The 21,700-nt window shown below is 73.6% G+C and carries 13 protein-coding genes; 9 read left to right on the top strand and 4 right to left on the bottom strand.

The genetic code is table 11. The annotated features are described in order from the left end of the window. Positions 1-31: 31 nt before the first annotated feature. A complete protein-coding gene (locus WMF24_RS01365; RefSeq protein ID WP_437734520.1) occupies positions 32-940 on the top strand; it encodes an MBL fold metallo-hydrolase in 909 nt (302 codons plus the stop codon). 45 nt (positions 941-985) lie between these two features. Here the strand turns inward: WMF24_RS01365 and WMF24_RS01370 are convergent, their stop codons facing one another. Continuing rightward, positions 986-3,454, bottom strand: coding sequence for a PAS domain-containing protein (locus tag WMF24_RS01370; protein ID WP_437734521.1), 2,469 nt, complete (start codon positions 3,452-3,454; stop codon positions 986-988). A 540-nt stretch (positions 3,455-3,994) separates the two neighbouring features. Between WMF24_RS01370 and WMF24_RS01375 the strand changes: the two genes are divergently transcribed. The 5 genes from WMF24_RS01375 to WMF24_RS01395 all read left to right on the top strand — a co-directional run bounded on the left by WMF24_RS01375 (position 3,995) and on the right by WMF24_RS01395 (position 8,218). Next, positions 3,995-5,119 (top strand): Gfo/Idh/MocA family protein, encoded by a 1,125-nt coding sequence (locus tag WMF24_RS01375; RefSeq protein ID WP_437734522.1) that lies wholly within the window; start codon positions 3,995-3,997, stop codon positions 5,117-5,119. Between the two features lie 208 nt (positions 5,120-5,327). Next, positions 5,328-6,506 carry a hypothetical protein gene (locus WMF24_RS01380; RefSeq protein ID WP_437734523.1) on the top strand — a complete coding sequence of 393 codons (1,179 nt, stop codon included), beginning with the start codon at positions 5,328-5,330 and terminating at the stop codon, positions 6,504-6,506. Further along, a complete protein-coding gene (locus WMF24_RS01385) occupies positions 6,503-7,606 on the top strand; it encodes a metallophosphoesterase family protein (protein WP_437734524.1) in 1,104 nt (367 codons plus the stop codon). The genes WMF24_RS01380 and WMF24_RS01385 overlap by 4 nt, the downstream gene beginning before the upstream one ends. Positions 7,607-7,684: 78 nt before the next feature. Continuing rightward, positions 7,685-7,879, top strand: a complete 195-nt coding sequence (locus tag WMF24_RS01390) for a hypothetical protein (RefSeq protein ID WP_437734525.1) — start codon at positions 7,685-7,687, stop codon at positions 7,877-7,879. 3 nt (positions 7,880-7,882) lie between these two features. Next, positions 7,883-8,218, top strand: a complete 336-nt coding sequence (locus WMF24_RS01395; RefSeq protein ID WP_437734526.1) for a DUF4351 domain-containing protein — start codon at positions 7,883-7,885, stop codon at positions 8,216-8,218. Positions 8,219-8,464: 246 nt separating this feature from the next. Here WMF24_RS01395 and WMF24_RS01400 read toward each other — a convergent pair whose 3' ends face one another. Continuing rightward, positions 8,465-9,607, bottom strand: a complete 1,143-nt coding sequence (locus tag WMF24_RS01400) for a DUF3500 domain-containing protein (RefSeq protein WP_437734527.1) — start codon at positions 9,605-9,607, stop codon at positions 8,465-8,467. 379 nt (positions 9,608-9,986) lie between these two features. On the opposite strand from WMF24_RS01400, the gene WMF24_RS01405 reads away from it, so the two are divergent. The 3 genes from WMF24_RS01405 to WMF24_RS01415 all read left to right on the top strand — a co-directional run bounded on the left by WMF24_RS01405 (position 9,987) and on the right by WMF24_RS01415 (position 13,967). Further along, on the top strand, positions 9,987-11,222 hold the full coding sequence (locus WMF24_RS01405) for a hypothetical protein (protein ID WP_437734528.1): 1,236 nt from the start codon (positions 9,987-9,989) through the stop codon (positions 11,220-11,222). Between the two features lie 220 nt (positions 11,223-11,442). Next, a complete protein-coding gene (locus tag WMF24_RS01410; protein ID WP_437734529.1) occupies positions 11,443-12,642 on the top strand; it encodes a hypothetical protein in 1,200 nt (399 codons plus the stop codon). A 188-nt stretch (positions 12,643-12,830) separates the two neighbouring features. Further along, entirely contained in the window at positions 12,831-13,967 is a 1,137-nt protein-coding gene (locus tag WMF24_RS01415) for a trans-sulfuration enzyme family protein (RefSeq protein ID WP_437734530.1), read from the top strand. 163 nt (positions 13,968-14,130) lie between these two features. Here WMF24_RS01415 and WMF24_RS01420 read toward each other — a convergent pair whose 3' ends face one another. Further along, on the bottom strand, positions 14,131-15,561 hold the full coding sequence (locus WMF24_RS01420) for an FAD-dependent oxidoreductase (protein ID WP_437734531.1): 1,431 nt from the start codon (positions 15,559-15,561) through the stop codon (positions 14,131-14,133). 325 nt (positions 15,562-15,886) lie between these two features. After that, positions 15,887-21,679, bottom strand: coding sequence for an nSTAND1 domain-containing NTPase (locus tag WMF24_RS01425; protein ID WP_437734532.1), 5,793 nt, complete (start codon positions 21,677-21,679; stop codon positions 15,887-15,889). Positions 21,680-21,700 lie beyond the last annotated feature (21 nt).

Consider the following 21,700-nt stretch of genomic DNA (forward strand, 5'->3'; position numbering starts at 1 on the left):
CTGCTCCAGGCCGCGTGTCCGCGAGGGGAGCATGCGAATCCATCATCTCAACTGCATCTCGACCTGCCCGATCGGCGGCGCGCTGATGGACGGGCAGACGGTGGGGCTCCGGGGAAGGCTGACGTGCCATTGCCTGCTTCTCGAGACCGACAGCGGCCTCGTCCTCGTGGACACCGGGCTCGGGCTGCTGGACGTCTCGATGGCGAGGAAGCGGCTGAGCCGGTTCTTCCTCTTCCTCGTGCGGCCCGAGCTCCGGGCCGAGATGACGGCGCACCGGCAGATCCAGCGCCTCGGCTTCCGGCCTGAGGACGTCCGTCACATCGTGCTCACCCACCTCGATTTCGACCACGCCGGCGGCCTCGACGACTTCCCCTCCGCCGCTGTCCACCTGCTCGCCGCCGAGCGCGACGCCGCCGTCGCCCAGCGGACGCTGCTCGATCGCATGCGATACAGGCCCGCGCAATGGTCGACGCAGCCGAACTGGATCGCCTATCCCTCGGACGGCGGAGAGCGCTGGTTCGGCTTCGATGGCGCGCGCGCGGTGGGCGGCCTCAAGGAAGAGGTGCTGTTCGTCCCGCTGATCGGCCACACCTTCGGCCACGCCGGCGTGGCGGTCCGGAGCGACGGCGGCTGGCTGCTCCTCGCCGGCGACGCCTACTTCTATCATCGCGAGATGGATCCGGTGCGCCCGCGCTGCACGCCGGGCCTTCGCCTCTATCAGGTCATGATGGAGAAGGACCGCGCCGCGCGCCTCGAGAACCAGCGCCGGCTGCGCGCGTTGGGCCAGCAGAGCGGCCACGAGGTGAGGCTCGTGTGCTCCCACGACGTCGTGGAGTTCGAGCGCATCACCGGCCGGAGCCACGCCGTCCCCGCGGGCCCCCGCATCGTGCCCGGGCCGGCCTATCCCGCAGCAGGCATCCAGAGCCCCACCCGCGCGTGACGCTGCGCCCACCGGGGCCGGGCAGCGCTCGATCAACCAACCGCGTCACGCCGCCAGGACCGGCAGCGTGAAATAGAACGCCGTATGCCCGTCCCCCGGGCTCTCGACCCAGATATTGCCCCCGTGCGCCTCGACGAGGCCCTTCGCGATGTAGAGGCCGAGGCCGAGGCCCACGACCCGCTCTTCCCTCGCCTTGCCCCGGAAGAACCGCTCGAACAGGAGCGGCTGCTCCTCGGGCGGGATACTGCGCCCCCGGTTCCAGATGGATGTCTCGACCGCGTCCCCCCGCCGCTCCAGCCGCACCTGGATCGGCGTCCCATGATCCCCGTATTTCGCGGCGTTCGACAGCAGGTTGCTGAGGACCTGCTCCACGCGCCCCGCGTCCGCCGCCACGACCGGGATCTCGCCGCGGATCTCGATGTCGACCGGGTGCCCCTGGGTCTCGCCCGCCGTCCGCTCGACGACGGCCTGCACGAGCGCCGGCAGGTCGACCGGGCCGCGCTCGATCGCGAGCCGCCGCGACTCGATGCGGGAGATGTCCGTGAGATCGGAGACCATCCGACCGAGCCGCCTGGCGCTCGCCAGGATGTGGCCTGCCCTGGCCTTCACGGCCTCGGCGACGTGGGGCCTCCGCTCGATCTGCGCCGCATACCCGACGATCGTCGTCACGGGCTGCTTCAGATCGTGCGCCACCACCGACGTCCACTCCTCCTTGAGCCGCTCGAGCTCCTTCAGCCGCGTGATGTCCTCGAACGCGAGCACGGCGCCGAGGAGCTTCCCGTTGCCGTCGACGATCGGCCCGGCGCTCATGAGCAGCGCCAGGACGCCGCCGTCGGCGTGCCACAGCGACAGCTCCCGCGCCGTCGTGACCTCGCCCTGCAGCGCGCGCATCGCCGGGCACTCCCCGGCGGGGAGCGGCTGCCCGTCCGGGAGGCGCAGGCACGCCGTGCCGCCCATCGCGTCCGGCGAGGTCGTCCGGGCGAGCTCCTGGGCGCGGTGGTTCCAGGTGATCTGCTGGCCTGTCGGGTCGATCAGGACGATCCCGACCGGCGTGCGCTCGATGACCGTGTTGAGCCACGTCCGCTCGGTCGCGAGCTGCTCGACGAGCCGCTCGCGCTCCTCGTCGGCGAGCTTCTCCGCGGTGACGTCGCGCGAGATCCCGATCGCGGTGAGCGGCTCCCCGCTCTCGTCGCGCTCTATCGTGATGTGGGTCGCGACCCATCGGATCCGGCCGCTCCGGTCGATGATCCGGAACGTGAGCCGCCCGCCGGCGTCGGCCATGCGCTCGACGAACTCGTGATAGCGCCCCGTGTCCTCGGGGTGGATCAGCGAGAGGAAGAGCCGGGGGTTCGCGTACCAGGCCTCGGGCGGATAGCCCGTGTGCTCGACGACGGCGGGGTTGATGTACTCGTAGCCTTCCTCGGGGCTGAGCCGTATGCGGAAGATGACGTCGCTCGCGTGCTCCGCGATGAGCCGCAGGCGCGCCTCGCTGAGCCGCAGCGCGTCCTCCACTCGCCGCTGCTCGGTCACGTCGAGGGCGGTGCCGATCATCCGGAGCGGGGTTCCGTCCTCGGCGCGGACGACATCGGCCACGGTGTGGATGACGCGTTCCTCGCCGTCCGGGCGGAGGATCCGGTAATCGACGCGGTACGGCTCGGCCTTCTGCAGCGCGAGATCGACGGCGCGCATCAGGCCGGCGCGATCGTCTGGGTGGACGCGCTCGAGGAACGTCTCGTACGTGATCGGGCCGGCCTCGCGGGGCAGCCCCAGCATCCGATAGCTCTCTTCGGACCAGACGAGCTCGTTGCCCGCGATGCGCCAGTCCCAGTTGGCCAGCCTGGCGATCTTCTGCGCGCGGGCGAAGCTCTCCCCTCGGAGCCGGAGCGCCTCCTCGGTCCGCCGCGCCTCCGCCATCGTCGCCTCGAGCCTCTCGCGCGAGCGCTCGAGCTCCCTCTTCTCCCGCTCGAGCTCCGCGACCTGCGCGCTCAGCGCGCGCGACGCGGCGGCGGCGAGCGCCATCCCGAAGAGCCCCGACAGGGCGCCGGCGATCTCGGCCTCCTCGGCCTGCGACAGGGCCGGCTGCGCCGCGGCGCAGAGCAGCACGGAGCGCGGGTGGCCCGCGGAGGCGAGCGGGATCGCGAGCGCGTGGGCGCAGCCGCGCTCCGCGCGGAGGTGCGCGACGTCGAGGAGCGCCGCGGCGCGCTCGCCCCCGGGCGCGACCTGCACGACCCCCGCGCGCGCGGCCGCCGCGGCGAGGCTCTCGGCGTCGAGCGGCAGGCGCAGGAGCGCGCTCCCCGGGCCCCCCGGGGCGCCCTCGGAGGCGACGAGCGCGAGCGCGCGGGGCTCCTGCAAGACCTCGTAGAGACACGCGATCTCGGCGCGGAGGGCGCGCGCCGCCGCCGCCGCGATCGCCTCCCGCAGCGCGCCTGCGTCCTCGCCGGCGCGCGAGATGGCCAGCGACGCGTCGGCCACGGCGCGGGCCAGCGCGTCGCTGGCCACCTCGCGCGCCGGCACACGGCCGCGCCGCCCGCGCACGGGCGGTCCGCCCCCTCCGGCACCACGCCGTCTGTCGTCGCTGTTCACTCGGCCCCTCGCGCTTGCCGGCACGAATCCGGTGAGCGCGAGGCGAGCGTAACACGGCGCTCCACGCGCGTACCTCCGTTCGCGCCTCCGTGCTCACCGGAGCGCGACCGATGCGCCGCTGCTCGGCGCGGCCGCGACCGAGGCCCGCGAGGCGAGCGCCAGGTCAATTTTGTGCTCCCCCCACCTCGAAGGGTCCTCCCGAACCTCCGGTGCCACACGAAAGCACGGCATTCACACGGGGAGGAGAGCGACGGCTGTTACAGTGAGAGCGTCGCTTCACATCGATCGGGCTCATGCCGCCCCGGATCGGCAGGGTCGGCCTGGCGGTGCGCTCCCCCTGAACGCCCGGCCGCCGCTGGCCCCGCGCCGCTCCGCGCCCGGTTCGCCTCGCCGCCGCGCCGCCCGTTGACGCCCCCGGTCACGTCTCTCCATGTTCCCCGCGAACGCGGGTTGCCCGCGCACGGAGGAACCATGGCCAGGACAGGGGCGAACGAGAGCAGGAAGATCCGCTATGCCGTCGTCGGGGCGGGCAACATCGCGCAGGTCGCCGTGCTGCCGGCGTTCAAGAACGCCGCAGAGAACTCCGAGCTCGTCGCGATCGTCTCGGGCGACCCGGACAAGCGCGCCGCGCTCGGCGAGCGTTACGGCGTCTCGGCGCTCGGCGGGTACGACGAGCTCGAGGACATCCTGAAGCGCGCGCGGGTCGACGCTGTGTACATCGCCCTGCCGAACACGATGCACCGCGAGTACACCGAGCGCGCCGCGGCCGCGGGCGTCCACGTGCTCTGCGAGAAGCCGATGGCCATGACCGAGGAGGACTGCGAGGCGATGATCCGCGCCACGAAGGACCACGGCGTGAAGCTGATGATCGCCTACCGCCTCCACTTCGAGGAGGGGAACCTCGCGGCCGTCGAGATCGCCCGCTCGGGCAAGCTCGGCGAGGTGCGCGCCTTCACCTCCCTGTTCACGCACGCCGTGCGCCCCGGCGACATCCGCACCCGGAGCGAGCAGGGCGGCGGCGCGCTGTTCGATCTGGGCGTCTACTGCGTCAACGCCGCCCGCTACCTCTTCCGCGAGGAGCCGAGCGAGGCGCTCGCCCTCAGCCTGCGGATCGACGAGCGGCGCGCCAGGGACGTCGACGAGACCACCTCGGCCATCCTGCGCTTCCCGAGCGGCGCCGTCGCCACGTTCACCGTGAGCCAGGGGCTCGCGAGCGTGTCGTCGTTCCGCATCGCGGGCACCGAGGGCGAGCTCCGCGTGGAGCCGGCCTTCGATTACTCGTCCGATATAAAGCACTACCTCACAGTCGGCGGGAAGACCGAGGAGAAGACCTTCAAGGGCCGCGACCAGTTCGCCCCGGAGCTCGTCTATTTCTCGCGGTGCATCCTCGAGGACAGGGAGCCGGAGCCCTCGGGGCTCGAGGGGTTCGCGGACGTGCGGGTGATGCTCGCGATCCAGAACTCGGCCGCGAGCGGGAGGGCCGAGGCGATTCCCCCCTTCCATCGGGAGCAACGCCCCGGGTTGAGCCAGAGCATCAAGAAGCCCGCGATCGATCCGCCGGAGCCGGTGAAGGCGCCGTCGCCCTCGGAGCAGTGATCGGGGAGAGAGCCTGAGCGGCGCCCGCCGCCGCGAGGTGTCTGTCACAGCAGCGAGACGGCTCACCGGCGTTTGTCGCGCGGACCCTGGGACGCTCGGCGGGGCAGGGGGCCACGGCGTGCGCTCGTCGCGTCGCGCGGGAGGCCCACGCGAGGCGTGCAAGCGCGGCACGGCCGTGCCACGGTAGGCGCCCTTCACGAAGATCTCGATGCTGAGGCCCCCGCGTACGACAGGCCACTTTCTCGCCCTGCTCGCGCTCCTCGTTGCGGCGCCGGCCCAGGCCGACGAGGCCGAGGGACACCCGGCCTCGGCCGCACCCTCCGGATGGTCGAGCGCAGCGCCGGCGAGCGCGGCGCCGGTGAGCGCGGCGCCGGCAACGCACGGCATCTCCCCGGGGCGGCGCGCCCTCGCCGCGACCGGCGCGGTGATCCCCGGCCTCCTCGTGCACGGCACAGGGCACTTTCTCCTTGGCGAGGGGCGCACGGGCATGTCCCTGCTGGCGCTCGGGGGCGCGGGGACCGGGCTCGTCATCGGCGGGCTCGGGGGTGCGGCCGTCACCGGGGCCTCGCGGCGCGTCATCGCCCCGATCGTGCTCACCACGGTCACGGGCGCGGGCCTGTTCGGCATCTCCCTCCTCGCGGACCTGTATGGCGTGCTCGCCCCCGAGGGCGGCACGGGCAGCCCTCTTACCGCGCTCCCCTGGGTCGAGACGCAGCTCGGCGTGGCCTACGTCTACGACCCCACGTTCGCTTACCGCTCCTTCCTCGTGCCGGGCATGGATCTGCGCCTGCGCTCGCTCCGGCTCTCGGGCTCCGGCTGGTTTGCCCTGAACGACGACAACGCGCGCCTTCGCGGCGAGATGGCCTATCGCTTCCTCGGCCCCGGCACGCCGGACGGCCCGCGCGCGGCGGACGGCTCGTTCCTCGAGCTCGAGGGCGCGCTCACCCATCACCGCTACACCTCCGACGGCTTCTCGACCGTCACCGGCGAGGTCACGCTGAAGGGCCGGCTCGATCTCGCCCACATCGGGCCGACGCTGCGGGGCTCGTTCGCGGAGATGGGCTGGGGCATCGGGCTCGAGGCCTATCGCCACGGCCGCCGGGAGTTCGAGGGGAACGAGATCTTGACCCCGCATTTCGCGTTCGGGATGTACCTTGGGCACGAGGGGTATCCGCGCGGGGAGGCCAAGGTGTTTTACGATCACCGGCACGACGGCTACGCCGGCGGCGCGAAGCTCACGGGCCTCGGCAGCGGCGTCCCGGGCCACATCGGCGTGCAGGGCCGGCTCTACGCCTCGCCCCGCTGGGGCCTGCTCGCCGACGTCCAGGCGGGCTCCGCGTACGTCGGGCGGCTGTCGTTGCTCATGCGCCCCGGAGGATCGCCATGATCATGAGAGACCCGCGCTTCGTGCTCCTCGCCCTCGCCGCGCCGCTCGCGCTCTCCTGCCTCGACGTGGCCGAGGGCCGCGCGCGCCGCGATCTGGAGGTGGGGAAGGCCTCGCTGGGCTCGGCGCGCGTCGTCGTGGACGAGGGGCTCGCGGCGGTCCGCCGCCTCGAGCCCGGCGCGCTCTCGCTGTGGGCGAGCGCGCCCGTGCTCACGGCCCGTCTCATCGACGCTGCGGGCGGGCCGTGGACGGTCACGATCGAGAACATGCTCGCGGACGCGGAGCTCTCGGCCCACGTCGGTGGCGCGCGCGTGCCCGTGGAGCTCGTCGAGGCGCCCTTTCCGACCCAGCGCACGTTCCGCCTCTCCGTGCCGCCCGGCGCCGAGGTCGCGCTCTCGCTGGGCCCGCCGGACGCGGCGCGGCTCGATCCGTGGCGGTTCGCGGTCTTCGCCGATGTCCAGGAGGACATCGACCGTGTACAGGACATCTACGCGAAGATGAACGAGGCCGAGGGCATCCGCTTCGCGCTCATCAGCGGCGATCTCACGTCGCGGGGCTCGTCAGAGCAGCTCGAGCGGTTCCAGCGCGAGATGAAGACGCTCGCCTTTCCCTGTTATGCGACGCTCGGCAACCACGAGCTCGGCACGCGGGACGACCTCTACCACGAGTGGTTTGGCCGGGGGAATTTCCGCTTCGTGTTCCGTGGCGTGCAGTTCACGATGCTCGACTCGGCGAGCGCGACGATCGATCCGCTCGCCTACGGGTGGCTGTCCGGCTGGCTCACCGAGGGGCGCGATCTCCTGCACGTGGTCACGATGCACCTGGCGCCCCTCGATCCGGTGGGCTCCCGCAACGGCGCCTTCGCGAGCCGGGCCGAGGCGAACAAGCTGCTCACGATGCTCGCGGACGGGCGGGTGGACCTCACGTTCTACGGCCACATCCACTCGTTTTATGCGTTCGAGAACGCGGGGATCCCCGCGTACATCTCGGGCGGCGGCGGCGCCATCCCCGAGCGGCTCGACGGCATCGGGCGCCACTTCGTCACCGTCGACGTCGAGCCCCCCGGCCGGATAGCCCAGGTCGCTGTCGTCCGCGTGGATTGAGGCGCAGGCGAGGAGGCCGGTCGGACGGCCGCCGCGGGCGCCGGCGGCGGGGGCGCGAAGCGGGGGCTCGGCCCTGGGTTGCGCGTCGCGGAGACGGACGAGGCGCTGCGGGCGCGGGCGATGACGGCGCTGGGGCGGCTTGTGCTGTGGTGCTTCCGGCATGCCCGCCGCCCCGAGGAGCTCGTTGCGCGGCTGTCCGGCTGGTACGAGGTGGTCCGGGAGGTGCGCGGCGCGCCCGGCGGTGGGGCTGCGCTGTCGCGCGTGTGGCGGTAGTTCTTGAACATCGCCGACCCGGCCCAGCCACGGGAGCTGCTGCAGCGGCTGCTCGTGGCGGCCGGGCCGGAGGCCGAGGAGGAGATCGTGACCATCGCAGACTACCTACGCGAGCAGGGCCGCCTGGCGGGCGAGCGGGAGGGCCGCCTGGCGGGCGAGCGGGAGGGCCGTATGGAAGGCCAGCGAGGCACGCTGCTGAAGCTGCTCCGGCTTCGCTTCGGCGAGCTGCCGGAGCCGGTCGTGGCGCGCGTCCGCGCCGCCGATGCCGGGCAGCTCGAAGCGTGGACCGAGCGCGTCCTCACCTCGCCCTCGCTCGATGACTGCATGACCGAGCGCTGACGCGGCCTCGCGCGCGCGGCGGCAGAGCTGACCTGCTGGCGCCCGTGCGGCCTGGTGCCGAGTCGCCCAGGCTCGCGCCTGGGTCATGAGAATTTGAACCACAGAGGCACAGAGGGCACAGAGGAGAGAATAGAGAAGGGAAGCGAGATCCTGTTCTCTCCCTCTCCCCTCTGTGCCCTCTGTGCCTCTGTGGTTCATTCTCTCTCTCCCATCACAGGACCAGCGACGAACCCCAGGGACGCCGCGCTAGGGCCGCCGGCCGGCGGGGGCGCCGTGGCCCTCCTGAAGGTGCCGCGCGAGGAGGCTGTCGCCGAAGTCGTCCTGCAGATCGCGGAACACCGTGTGGATGTGATCGCCGCCGCGGTTGTCGTACTCGATCAGGTGGGTCGGCCCGTGGATGCGGTAGTAATGCGATTGCTTCGGCGCGGCGCTGCCCGCCCACGCGAAATGCAGCCGCTCCACGCCGGCCCGCTCGATGCGGTCGAGGTGCCCGCGGGCGACGTCATCAGGGAAGTTGCGGGCGTAGACCTCGAGGAGGCGCAGCAGCGCGGCGCGCTGCGCCGGCGTCATCTCGGCGGCGGGCAGGCCGTCGAAGCTCGCCAGCGCGGCGCGGCGGGAGGCCTCGGTCACGATGTCGAGCGGCGCCGTCGGGGCGATCACGGCGCGCCGACGCTGCACCGGGGTGAGGGACGCCAGGAACGCGCGGCCGAGATCCTCCTCCACCGCGAGCACGCGCAGGCCCTTCCGGGGACCGGAGGGCACCTCGGCCGGGTTGGCGCCCAGGAACGCCGGCGTGGTGGCCACGGCGCGCGCCGCCGACGTGAAGTTGAGCGAGACGTGGTGACCCTCGAAGCGGAAACCCCAGGGGGCCTGGCGCCCGGGCTGGCCGAAGACGGCGACGTGGTAGCGGCCCGGGTCCCGGAACGCCGGGTTGCCCTCGATGCCGCCGAGGATGCCCTCGAGGAGCAGGACGCCCTCCAGCTTGCGATAGCCCTCCGGGCTCAGCCCGGCCCGGAGCAGCGCGTGCGCGGCGCCGCGCTCGCCGTCGTCCATGTCCCCGAGCGCCAGGCCGGCGCGGCGGCGCGGCACGTAGTGCCAGTCCTCGCGCTCGCCGCTCTCGAACGCGAGCTGCGCCCGGCCCCGCGCCCCGCGATCGAGGCCGTCCAGGAAGGCGCCCGCCGAGGCCGCGATCGCGTCGGCCGTGGCGCCTCCCACGGCCGCGCCCTGGGGAAGCGCGAGGGCCGGAGCCCCGGCGGGGGCCGGCGGCGCGCTCTGCGCGGGCGCATGCTCGGCCGGCGCGGGCTGGTTGCCCGGGGCTGCCGCGGGCTCGCCGGGGCGGCCTTCCTGGGGTCGCACGCTGTTGCACGAGGTCGCCATCACGAGCGCCATGAGGGAAGCAAGCCGCGCGCCCGCTCTGGCCGAGCTCGCGTCGGAACGAGGCGTGAGGGCGAGCTCTTCAGCTCGTGGACAGCGCATGGGGCTCACGCTGTTCTCCAGGAGGCGTGGCGGATCGGCAAGCGAACGCCGTCGATGGCTGGCTGGAGCATCGGTGTTTTCTTGACCGCCGAGAGGCCTCTCGCAGATGGGGCAACCCGACCCCGAGAGGCCTCTCGCAGATGGGGCAACCCGACCCAGGTTGCGGCGGTAAAGTAACCCGATGCGATGGCGCGCTTGGATTTTTCTCGCTGTGTGCCCTGCTCTGAGCACAGCGCTTGGCTGCAACGCGATCTGGGGGATCTCCGAGGGGAAACCCGTCGACGAATCCGCGGTGGCCGGTTCCGGGGGCGCCGGTCCCATGGTGGCCGGGGGCGCCGGCGGAACCGGGACCGCCGGCGGAGCCAGTTCCTCCGGCACCACCGGCGGTGCCGGAGCCTCCGGAGGCGCCGGCGGGACGGGGGGGACCGGCGGAGCCGGCGGGGCCCCCTCCGCCTGCGCCTTCGAGCCGTTCACCGGACGCGCGCCCGACGCGTGCCACGCCAGCGACGGTGAGCACAACTACCTGGCCGATGCGGAGAACTGCTGTGTCCCCGGCAGGAGCTGCCTCGGCGGCGCGTGTGTGGAGGGCAAGTGTACGCCCGTCACCCTCACCACGGCCACCGAAGGCCACCAGGCGCGCGGCGTCGCCGTCGACGGGGACTCCGCGCGCGTGCTCTGGGCCAGCGCCACCAGGAGCATCGTGTTCGCGACCGAGAACACGGCTGACGGGGCGACCGAGCCGCTGGCGGAGCTCGGATCGGCAGCCCGCATGTCCATGCTCACGCGCCTTGAGGACTCGCTGTTCCTCAACGACTGGGCCAGCTCGAGTCTGCGCCGGATGCCGCTGCAGGGGAACATCACGGTCGCGACGGTCGCGACCGCCGAGGGATCGGGGCGCCACTGGCAGCCGGTGGTCGGAGATGGCTGGGTCTACTGGATCACCGGGGTGCCCCAGCGGCCGGAGCAGGATCCCGAAGCGCCCGACACCCCGCGACGTATCTGGGCAGCGCGGGCCGATAAGGCCGATCAGCAAGGCCTGCCGGTGCTCGACGGGGACATGTACGTCGGAGGCCTCGCGAAGGACGCGACCCATCTCTACTGGACCGCGATGCCTCTGGACGGGGCGCAGGCCTCGGTGCAGCGGATGGCGCTCGGCGAGCCCAGCGAGCCCGAGACCGTCGCGTCGATCGGCATCGATCCCGACGAGCGGCCCGGGGATATCGAGGTCGGCGAGCGTATCTACTGGATCGCCGGACCCAACATCTACGCCGTGGACAAGGACGGCTCCGGCCCAGGGGTGCTCGCAGCGGCGGATTACCCGAGGCGGCTCGTCGCGGATTCCACCTTCGTCTACTGGTACACCCCCGGCGCGCGGCAGATCCGGCGGGTGCGCACGTCGGGCGGCGCGACGGAGACGCTCGCCGACAGCACGTTCATCGGGGGCCTCGCGCAGGACTGCCGCGCTCTCTACTGGACGACCGTCGGTTCCGCAGAGTCGGCCTCCACGGTGCACAGGCTGGCAAAGTGAGCCGCCGAGGCGCGAACCCGGGTCGGGTCTCGGCAGGATATGATTCTCGTGTCGATGTAATCCGGGGGCGCGCTGCCGGCTCCATCGGTCCGGAGGCGCGCAGCGTTAAAGTACCGCGATGCGATCGAGCCCATCGATTTCTCTCGCGGTGTGCGCAGCCCTGAGCACGGCAGCCCTGGGCTGCAATGCGATCTGGGGGATCCCCAGCGGAAACCCCTCCGTGGATCCCGCTCCGGCCGGCGCCGGAGGGGGTGGTGGCGGGGGTGCCGGCGGCGTAGGCGGCGTAGGCGGCGCCGGTGGCACCGGTGGCGCCGGTGGCGCCGGCGGGAGCCCCTCGGCGTGCCCGCTCCCGTTCACCGGGCGTGCGCCGGAAGCGTGCCAGGCCGCCGACGGCGAGCACGACTACCTCTCCGAGCCGGAGAACTGCTGCGTTCCCGGCAGGAGCTGCCTCGGCGGCGAGTGCAAGGAGGGCCGGTGCGTGCCTGTCGTCCTCGCCACCACGGTCACAGAGGAGCACGAGACGATCGGCATCGCCGTCGAGGGAGACGGCGAAGGCGCGCGCGTGCTCTGGGGCAGCGGCTATGGAGGCACGGTCTTCGCGACCGAGAAGGTGGCGGAGGCGGACGGCGGCTCGACCGTGCCGCTCATCGAGCTGGACACCCGCGTCACCATGCTCGCGCGCGACGGGAGCTCGCTGTTCATCACCGACTGGAACGTGTCGGACGTGTTCCGGGTACCGCTTGAAGGAAACATCACGGTCCCGAGGGTCGCGAGCGCCGAGGGAGGGGCGCGCCACTGGAAGCCCGTGGCCGGCAACGGCTGGATCTACTGGGTCACCGAGACGTTCCAGCACGACGAGGCGCCGGACGCGCCGGACGCCCCACACCGCATCTGGGCCGCGCGTAGCGACCAGACCGACCAGACGGGCCTGCCGGTGCTCGACAGGGACGTGCACGTGGGGGGCCTCGCGCTGGACGACACCCACCTCTACTGGACCGAGATGGAGCTCGGCGCCGCGCAGATCTCGGTGCAGCGGATGGCGCTCGGCGAGCCCAGCGCGCCCGAGCGCGTCGCGTCGATCCGCGTCGATGACGGCGAGATGCCGGGGGACATCGCGGTGAGCGAGCGCATCTACTGGGTGGCCGCCGGCGACATCTACGCCGTGAACAAGGACGGCTCCGGCGCAGGGGTGCTCGCGGCGGCGGGTTACCCGAACCGGATCCTGGTGGACTCCACCTTCGTCTACTGGTTCAGCGCCGGCGCCGAACAGCTCCGGCGCGTGCGCACCTCGGGCGGCGCGACGGAGACGCTCGCCGACAGCCCGTACGCCCATGGCCTGGCGCAGGACTGCCGCGCCATCTACTGGACGACGGCCGCCACGGACACGTCGCCGCCCTCGGTCCGCATGCTGGCCAAGTGATGGGCCGGGGCGGCTCGGCGCCCGAGCCCCGGCGCATCGCCCCGCGCCGAGCGCGCCGAGCCCCGGCGCGTCGCCCCGCGCCGAGCGCGCCGCGCGCCGGCGCGTCGCCCCGCGCCGAGCGCGCCGAGCCCCGGCGCGTCGCCCCGCGCCGAGCGCGCCGCGCGCCGGCGCGCGCTACCATCGGGCCCATGGCCTCTCCCGAGACGATCGCGGCGCAGGCGCGCCACTCCATCGACGACGCGACCGGCGCGGTCGTGCCGCCGCTCCACACGAGCACGACGTACGCGCGCGACGAGGGGTATCGCCTACCCGCAGCGCACGAGTACACGCGCGACGACAACCCCACCTACCGCGCGCCCGAGCGGCTCCTCGCGGACCTCGAGGGCGGCGCCGACGCGCGCCTCTTCGCGTCGGGCATGGCGGCCGCGACCGCCGCGGTGCAGGCGCTCGTGCGTCCCGGGGCCCGCCTCGTCGCCTCGCGCGCGATGTACAACGGCCTCCGCCTCTGGATGACCGAGTGGTGCGAGGCGTGGAACGTCGGCCTCGAGCTCGTCGACGCGACCGACCTCGACGCGCTCCGCGCGGCCGTCCAGCGCGGCCCGACGTCCCTCGTCTGGATCGAGACGCCCGCGAACCCGACCTGGGACGTCGTCGACATCGCGGCCGCCGCGGAGATCGCGCGCGCGGGCGGCGCGCGGCTCGCCGTCGACTCGACCGTGGCGACGCCCGTGCACACGCGGCCGCTCGCCCTCGGCGCCGACCTGGTGATGCACGCGGCGACGAAGGCGCTGAACGGCCACAGCGACGTGCTCGCCGGCGCGCTCGCGACGGCGCGCGACGACGAGGCATGGCAGCGCATCTGCCGCGTCCGCCGCATGCAGGGCGCCGTCCCCGGCCCGTTCGAGGCGTGGCTCCTGCTGCGCGGCATGCGGACGCTCTTCGTGCGCGTGGAGCGGGCGAGCTCCACCGCGCTGGAGCTCGCCCGCCGCCTCTCGGGCCACGCGCGCGTCGAGCGGGTGCTGTACCCGGGGCTCGAGTCGCACCCCGGTCACCCGGTCGCGGCGCGGCAGATGAAGGGCGGCTTCGGGTCGATGCTCTCGATCCTCGTGGAGGGCGGCGCCGACGACGCGCTCCGCGCCGCGGGCCGCATGAAGGTGTTCCTCCGCGCGACCTCGCTCGGCGGCGTCGAGAGCCTCGTCGAGCACCGGGCGAGCGTCGAGGGCCCGGGGACGCTGGCGCCGCCGAGCCTGCTGCGGCTCTCGATCGGCCTCGAGTCGGTCGACGACCTCTGGGCCGACCTCGACGAGGCGCTCGGGGCGCGCTGACGGCGCGGCCAGGAGCGCCTCGCCCCGCGCCGCGTCGGGTCGTCGACGGGGCGAGCCCGGGCGCCCGGAGCGCCTCGCCGGACCCGGGACGCCGGCGGGCCCCTCGCCGCGCGCGTCAGCCCGCGCCGGACCCGGGACGCCGGCGGGCCCCTCGCCGCGCGCGTCAGCCCCCGCCGCCCCGGCGCTCGGCGAGCGTGAGGAGCCGCGCGGCGGCGCCCCCCGCCAGGCTGCGCGCGCCCGCGAGCGCAGGCCCCGCCGCGCGCTCGATGACGCGGCCCGCGAGCGCGGGCCGGAACAGCGCCGCGGGCGGGTCGAGGAAGTGCAGGACGCGCATCAGCGTGCGGCCCGCCTCGGCGTCGCCCTCCACGAGCCGGATCACCTGGTCCGAATACGCGCGCGCGAGCCGCTGCGTCGCGCCCGGGCGCCGCCCCACGGTCTCGGGCCAGCGGAAGTCCTCGCCGACCGCGAACTGCCAGGGCATGTCCGTGAGGCGCGCGAGCCGCCGCTGGAAGCACCGCGAGAGCCCGTCGAGGCCCTGCGCGCCCGCCCGCGCGCGCAGGCACGCGTCGAGCTCCTGCGCGCCGAGCGCCGCGACGCTCATGCCCTGGCCGTAGACGGGGTTGAAGGCCGCCGCGGCGTCGCCGAGCACGACGAGCCCCTCCGGGAAGCGCGCCATCTCCTCGAAATGGCGCCGCCGGTTCGCCGTCCTCCCGAAGCCGTGAATGGGAGAGAGCGGCTCGGCGTCCTGGAGCAAGGCGTGGATCTCCGGCAGCCGGAGGGAGCGGGCCCACGCGACGAACTCCGCGTCTCCGGTGGGCGCCCGGGCTCCGGCGATGCCCTGGAGCGTCACGAGCCACCGGCCGCCCTCGTGGCGCATGGCGGCGCCGCCCCGCGGGCGGTGCGGGGGAGATGGCATGTCGATGACCAGATCCCAGTCGCGCGTGTCCGCCGAGCGCGTCCGGTACCAGCGCGACGCGTACGAGAGGTGGGCGTCGACGACCTCCTCGCGGGGCGCGCCGCAGCCGATCTCCTCGAGCCAGGCCGGGACCGGCGCCTCGCGGCCGCACGCGGCCACGACGAGGTCGGCGCGCAGCGCCTCGTCGCCCCCGGCGCCCTGCCGCAGCCGCACGCCCGCGACCCGCTCGCGCTCGCCGAGCAGGCCCCTGACGACCGCGCCGTCGCGGAAGGTGATCCGCGCGTCGCGCTCCAGGCGCTCGCGGATCATGCGCTCGCGCAGCGCCCGGCTCGCGAAGCAGACGTCGAAGCCGAGGCGGCGGCGCGGCATCAGGCAGGCGGGAAAGTGGATGATCGTGCGAAGGCCGCAGTCGCCCCCCGGCGCGCCCGCCGCCGCGAGGTCCGCGCCCATGCCCGGGAAGTACCGCTCGACGACGCGGCTCCCGCCCGCGAGCAGGAGATGGACGTGGCGGCCCTGCGGGGCGCCCCTGCGCGCGTCGCCCTCGGGCGACGGGCGATCGCGCTCCAGCACGGTGACGTGCTCCACGTGGTCGGCGAGGACGCGAGCCGCGATGAGCCCGGCGATGCCGGCGCCGATGACAACGGCGTGACGGCCTGCGTGTCCGGCGGAGTCGAACATGGTCTGATCCTCCTGGAGTTCCGGTGCCCGCGGGATCAACTGACGCTGATCCGCGACATTACCGAGCCTCCCTGCGCCGTGCAAGAGGGGGTGGGGAGGCCGCCATGGGCGTCAGGGATCGTGTCGAACGTCTCCGACGTTCGACCGGTCCGAGAGGCTCCTGTTCCAGCATTTCGGTGGATTCGATGAAACCTGAAGATTCGAATCGTTCGATGGGCCGATGGGGCTGGCAGGCTCGGCAGTGGCACGCTCGTGCCGTCAGGAGCTCGAGCGGCGTCGAGGAAGGAAACAGGCTGGGTGTGGGCGCGGCGGCGGGGCATGCTCGTCACCGAGCGGCTGGCGTGATCGCTGGAGCAGCCGTGTCGGGGCGGAGCGCCGGGGCAGCGGCGCGGGCCAGCTCGACGCGGCGCAGGCAGGCTTCCCGGTTCGCGCGGGCCATGGCCTCGGGCACGCGGAGGAGGTCTATCCTCCGCTCGACGGGCATGCAGTAGGTGGTCGCCGCCCACAGCTTCGGGTCGTCGATGCCGCGGAGCGGCTCGAGGTCGGACCACACCCGCACGATCTTGTCGTCGGCCGCGGCGACGATGCGCTTCCCATCGGGGCTGAAGGCCGCGCTGTTGACGGCGGAGTCGACGCGAAGGATCAGTGGTTCGCCTGTCCCGTCGGCGCGCCATACGCGCACGGTCTTGTCCTGCGAGCCGGTGACGATCCGCCCACCGTCGGGGCTGAATGCCGCACCCAGGACCCAACGCTCATGACCGCGGAGGACCACGGGCTCGCCGGTGCCGTCGGCGTTCCACACCCGCGCGGTCTTGTCGTACGAGGCGGTGACGATGCGCTTGCCGTCAGGGCTGAACGCCGTCGCGTAGATCCCAGCTTCGTGGCCACGAAGGACCACGGGCTCGCCGGTGCCGTCGGCGTTCCACACCCGCGCGGTCTTGTCGTACGAGGCGGTGACGATGCGCCTGCCGTCAGGGCTGAACGCCGCCGAGTAGACCCCGGCCTCGTGGCCTTGAAGGATCAAGGGCTCGCCGGTGCCGTCGGCGTTCCACACCCGCGCGGTCTTGTCCTGCGAGCCGGTGACGATGCGCTTGCCGTCGGGGCTGAAGGCCGCCGTATAGGTCCGCTCCTTGTGACCACGAAGGACCAGGGGCTCGCCTCTGGCATCGGCACGCCACACCCGCACCGTCTTGTCCCCCGACGCGGTGACGATGCGCTTGCCATCGGGGCTGAACGCCGCTGATTGGACCCGCTCCTCGTGACCGCGAAGGACGAGGGGCGCGCCCGTCCCGTCGGCGTTCCACACCCGCGCGGTCTTGTCATAGGACGCGGAGACAATGCGTCTGCCGTCGGGGCTGAAGGCCGCCCCCAGGACCCCGTTCCCGTGGCCACGGAGGAGCAGGGGCTCGCTCGTGACGTCGATGTTCCACACCCGTGCTGTCTTGTCGTAGGACGCGGTGACGATGCGCTTGCCATCAGGGCTGTATGCCGCCGACATGACCGCCTCGTCGTGGCCGCGGAGGATCAGCGGCTCGCCCGTACCGCGGGCGTCCCACACCCGTGCTGTCTTGTCGTAGGACGCGGTGACGATGCGCTTGCCATCCGGGCTGAACTCCGCCCAGTAGACTCCATCCTCGTGGCCGCGAAGGACGAGGGGCTCGCCCGTGCCCCTCGCGTTCCACACCCGTGCTGTCTTGTCGTAGGACGAGGTGACGATGCGCGTGCCATCGGCGCTGAAAGCCGCCGAGTAGACTCCACCCTTGTGGCCGCGGAGGACGAGGGGCTCGCCCGTACCGTCGGCGCTCCACACCCGCGCGGTGCCGTCCTGCGACGCCGTGACGACACGCGCCCCATCGGGGCTGAACGCCGCCGAGTAAACCCCGTCCTCATGGCCGCGAAGGACGAGGGGCTCGCCCGTACCGTCGGCGTTCCACACGCGCGCGGTCCCGTCCCATGACGCCGTGACGATGCGCTCGTCGTCCGGGCTGAACACCGCCGAATAGACCCGACCCTCATGGCCGCGAAGGACGAGGGGCTCGCCCGTGCCGTCGGCGCTCCACACGCGCGCGGTCCCGTCCCATGACGCCGTGACGATGCGCTTGCCGTCGTTGCTGAACTCTGCCGACCGGACCTGATCTCGGTGGCCGCGAAGGACGAGGGGCTCGCCCGTGCCGTCGGCGCTCCACACGCGCGCGGTCCCGTCCCATGACGCCGTGACGATGCGCTTGCCGTCGGAGCTATAGCGCGCACGCATGACCCCGTCGGGGTGATCGAGCACCGCGCACGCGACCCCGCCGTGCAGCGCCCAGCGCGCGAGGGCGGCCCACCCTCGCGGCACGTCGGGCGGCTCGACCTCGCGCACGATCGCGAGCACGGTCGTTGGATCGGCTTGCATCTCGCGGGCCGTGGCCATGCGGGTCGCATTGCGTGCATCTCGGGCTTCGACCTGCGCGCGCGCCGCCTCCTGATCGGCGCGCGTGGCTTGCTGGCTGGCGCGGACCGCGAGGCACGACACCACGAGCGCGACCGCGCCCAGCGCGGCGATGACGCCCGCGGTGAGCCGCCGCCGCAGCCGCCGCGCTCGCTCGTGCAGGGCCACGACGGCCAGGATGTACCGCTCCTCGCGGCCGCCGAGCCCGGCGCGCCAGCCGGCTCCCCGCTCGGCGCGCCGGCGCTCGACCCATCGCCGGGCGTCCTCCGCCGCGCGCTCGCGCCAGAGCAGCCCCTCGGCCTCGCCGCTCGCCTCCCATTGCTGGGCCGCGGACCGCAGCCGGGCCCGGAGCTGCGTGTCGTGCTCGCACTCCGCGAGCCACTGCCCGAGCCTGGGCCACCTGTCGATCAACGACTCGTGGACCAGCTCCACCCTCGTGCGATCGCGCGCGCCGCCGGGCTCCTCGTCGCCGGCCTCGATGAGCAGGAGCCGCGCGCCCGCGAGGCGCTGGATCACGTGCGCCACAGCGTCCCCTGCGCTGCCCTCGCCGCCCTGCGCGGCGTCGCGGAGCTCGTCCAGGCTCACCACCGCGCGCGTGCGCTCGGGCGTGACGAGGCGCAGGAGCACCTCCCTGGCCAGCCGCTGCTCGCGCGACGGCAGCGCCGAGATCACCGCGTCCGCATGGGCGGAGAGGGCGCCGGCGACGCCGCCGAGCCGTTCATAGCTGGCCTGCGTGAGCAGCCGTCGCTCGCGGTCCCGCGCCTCCCACAGCTTCATGGCCGTGAATTGCAGGAGCGGCAGCGGGTTCCGCGTGCTCTCGAGCGCGCCCAGCATGTGCTCGACCATCCCGGCGGCCTCGAAGCGAACCCCGGCCGCCTCGAGCGGCGTCGTCAGGGCCTCGCGCAGGCCGGCGCGCCCCATCGGCGGCAAGAACCAGAGCCCCCGGGTCACGTCGCTGATGAACCCCTGGTCATCGGCCATGCGCTCGATGAAATCCGAGCGGACGGCGAGCAGCACGCGCACGGGCGACGAGGCGTCGTCGGCCGCGCCCTCCAGGCAGGAGATGAACACCGCCCGTTCGTCCGGGGAGGCGCCGAGCGTGTAGAGCTCCTCGAACTGGTCGACGAAGAGCAGGAGCCGGCGCGCTGGCCCCCCGCGTCGACAGCGCGCGCGCAGCTGTACACCCAGGTAACCGGGCTGGGCGCGCAGGGTGGCGACCAGCGCGTCGTGATCGGGGAGCTCGGGCGACCGGGCCCTCGCGTCGCCTCTGGCCGTCGCCGCCGTCCCCGCGGTCACCGCCGTCGCCCCGCTCGCGCGCTCCGCCTCGGCGACCTGCGTCAGCACGTCGGCGAGGGCGGACAGCGGCCGGCGCCCTGGCCGCAGCACGAACGCCTCCCAGCGGTCCCCGTCCGCTTTCAAGGCGGGGATCAAGCCCGCGCGCACGAACGACGACTTGCCCGCCCCCGAGGGCCCGGCCACGACGAGGAGCTCCTCGCTGCGCAGCCGCGTCGTCGCGGCGGCGACCTCGCGCTCGCGGCCGAAGAAGCGCGGGGCGTCGGCCTCCTGGAAGGCGGACAGGCCGGCGAACGGGCTGTCGTCCTCGCCCAGCCGGAGCGCCCTCCGGCCAGGCGCGAGCGCCTCGAGCTCGGCGAGCAGCTCCCTGGCCGAGCCGACGCGCTCGGCCTTGTGCTTCCTGAGGCAGCGGTCGACGAGGGCGCCGAGCGCGCCCAGCTCCGGACGCCGCGCGCGCAGGCTGGGCATGGGGAGCTCGAGGTTCATGATCTCCGGGAGCCGCGCGAACGAGAACGGGCGCAGCGGGTGCTCGCCCGTGAGCAGCTCGTGCAGGAGGACGCCGACGGCCCAGAGGTCGGTGCGACCATCGATATCCATGCCCAGCAGCTGCTCGGGCGCCATGTAGCCCGGTGTGCCGGAGATCGTGCTCTTCGGGGTCCGGCCGGCGTCTCCGTCGAGCGCCGCCCGCGCGCTCGTGGAGGGCGGGTCCACGGCCGTGTCCATCCGCTTGGCGAGGCCGAAATCGAGCACCTTGATGCACCCGGCGTCGTCGATGCGGATGTTCTCCGGCTTCAGATCGCGGTGCACGATCCCGAGGCCGTGCGCGCAGGCCAGGGCGCGCACGACGGGGATCATGATCTCGATCGCGACGCTGGCCGCCCCCGGGCCGGGCGGCGTACGGGCGGCCCGCGACCCGGGCGCGCTCGGGTGCTCGCGCTGGGTCAGCCATTCGCGCAGCGAGCGACCCTTGATGTACTCGAGCACGAGGTAGGGACACCCACGGATCTCGTCGGCCTCGTGGATGACGACGATGTTCTCGTGCCTGCAGCGCGCCGTGGCCCGCGCCTCTTCCAGGAAGCGCTCGATGCTCTGCCCTGTGTAGCTGAGGAGGAGCTTGATCGCGACGCGGCGGCCGAGCTTCGTGTCGCGGGCCAGGTACACGACGCCCATGCCGCCCTGGCCCAGCTTGCGGATGATCTCGTAGTGCTTGATGACGTCGCCGGCCTTCGGGTGCAGGCGGCCGGCGACGGGCTCCCTCCTCGCCCCCGCGTCGCCGTCCCGGGGAGGCGTGGCGCCGCGCGCTCGCACGCTGGATACCGGGCTGGTCGGGACCTCGGTGAGCACGCAGCTGCGTGCGGGCTCATCGATGGAGAGCTCGCGCGCCCCCGGGTCGTCACGGCGGATCGCCGCGCCTCGCCCCGACGCGGCCGCGGCAGCGACGGCGGACTCCGCTCGTCGCTCCGCTTCGGCGCCGTATGGCGCGTCCTTCAGGATCAGGTCCTCCCGGCGGAGGCCGTCGACGCCGCAGGCGTCGAGCTCCGACAGCAGGCCGTCGGCCGTGACGTCCCGGGCCGCGACGTCCTCGATGGTCGCGCGTCGCAGGATGGCGCCGAGCGGGTGATCGAGGAGCGCGCGCGGGAGCCGGGCGGGCTCGTCGCGTTCGGGGTGGAGGAGCGCGTCTCCGTCCGGGCAATTCCAGCGGCCTGGCCGGCTGCCGGTCAGGCACTCGAGGAACATGAGCCCCCACGCGTACAGGTCCGCGCGCGCGGTCGGCGGGAACCCCCGGCGCTGCTCGGGCGCCGCGTAGGCCAGCGAGCCGACGATCCCGGTGCCGGAGCGGTGGGCTCCGCCCTCTGCGACGCGCGCTTCCGCGGCGACGCTGCCGAAGCCGAAGCCGAACAGCAGCGCGTTCCGCTCTGCCCGCGAGGGCACGACCATCACACGGGCCGGCCGGACGTCCCCGTGGATCATGCCCTGCCGGTGGGCGAAGGCCAGCGCGTCGAGGACCTGCCTCATCAGGCGCCGCGCCTCCCGGGGATCGAGCGCGCCCTGCGCCGACAGCAGCTCGGCCAGGCTCTGCCCGGGCGCCCGCTCGAAGACCGCATAGAGCTGCCCGTCGTCCGTCTGCCCGGCGTCGACGAGCCGGGCGATGCCTGGATAGCGGAGCCGCGCGTGGCGGTTCATCTCCCGCACGAAGCGCGCGCGGCGCCGTCGCGCGATCTCCTCGGAGGTCCCCTCCGGCACGATGCGCACGACCTCGAGGACGACCGGCTGCCCGCTCGCTATCTGGCGCCCGCGGTAGACCGCGGCGAGAGCGGTCTCCTGGGGCGAAGAGAGGATCTCGTAGCGACCCTGGAACAATGTCGTTGGAGCGAGGTTCCCCTGGTTCATCATGGCCCCTTGGTCGCTGCCGGT

Origin of the sequence: Sorangium sp. So ce1335, from assembly GCF_051521615.1 — a bacterium.
Taxonomy (GTDB): domain Bacteria; phylum Myxococcota_A; class Polyangia; order Polyangiales; family Polyangiaceae; genus Sorangium.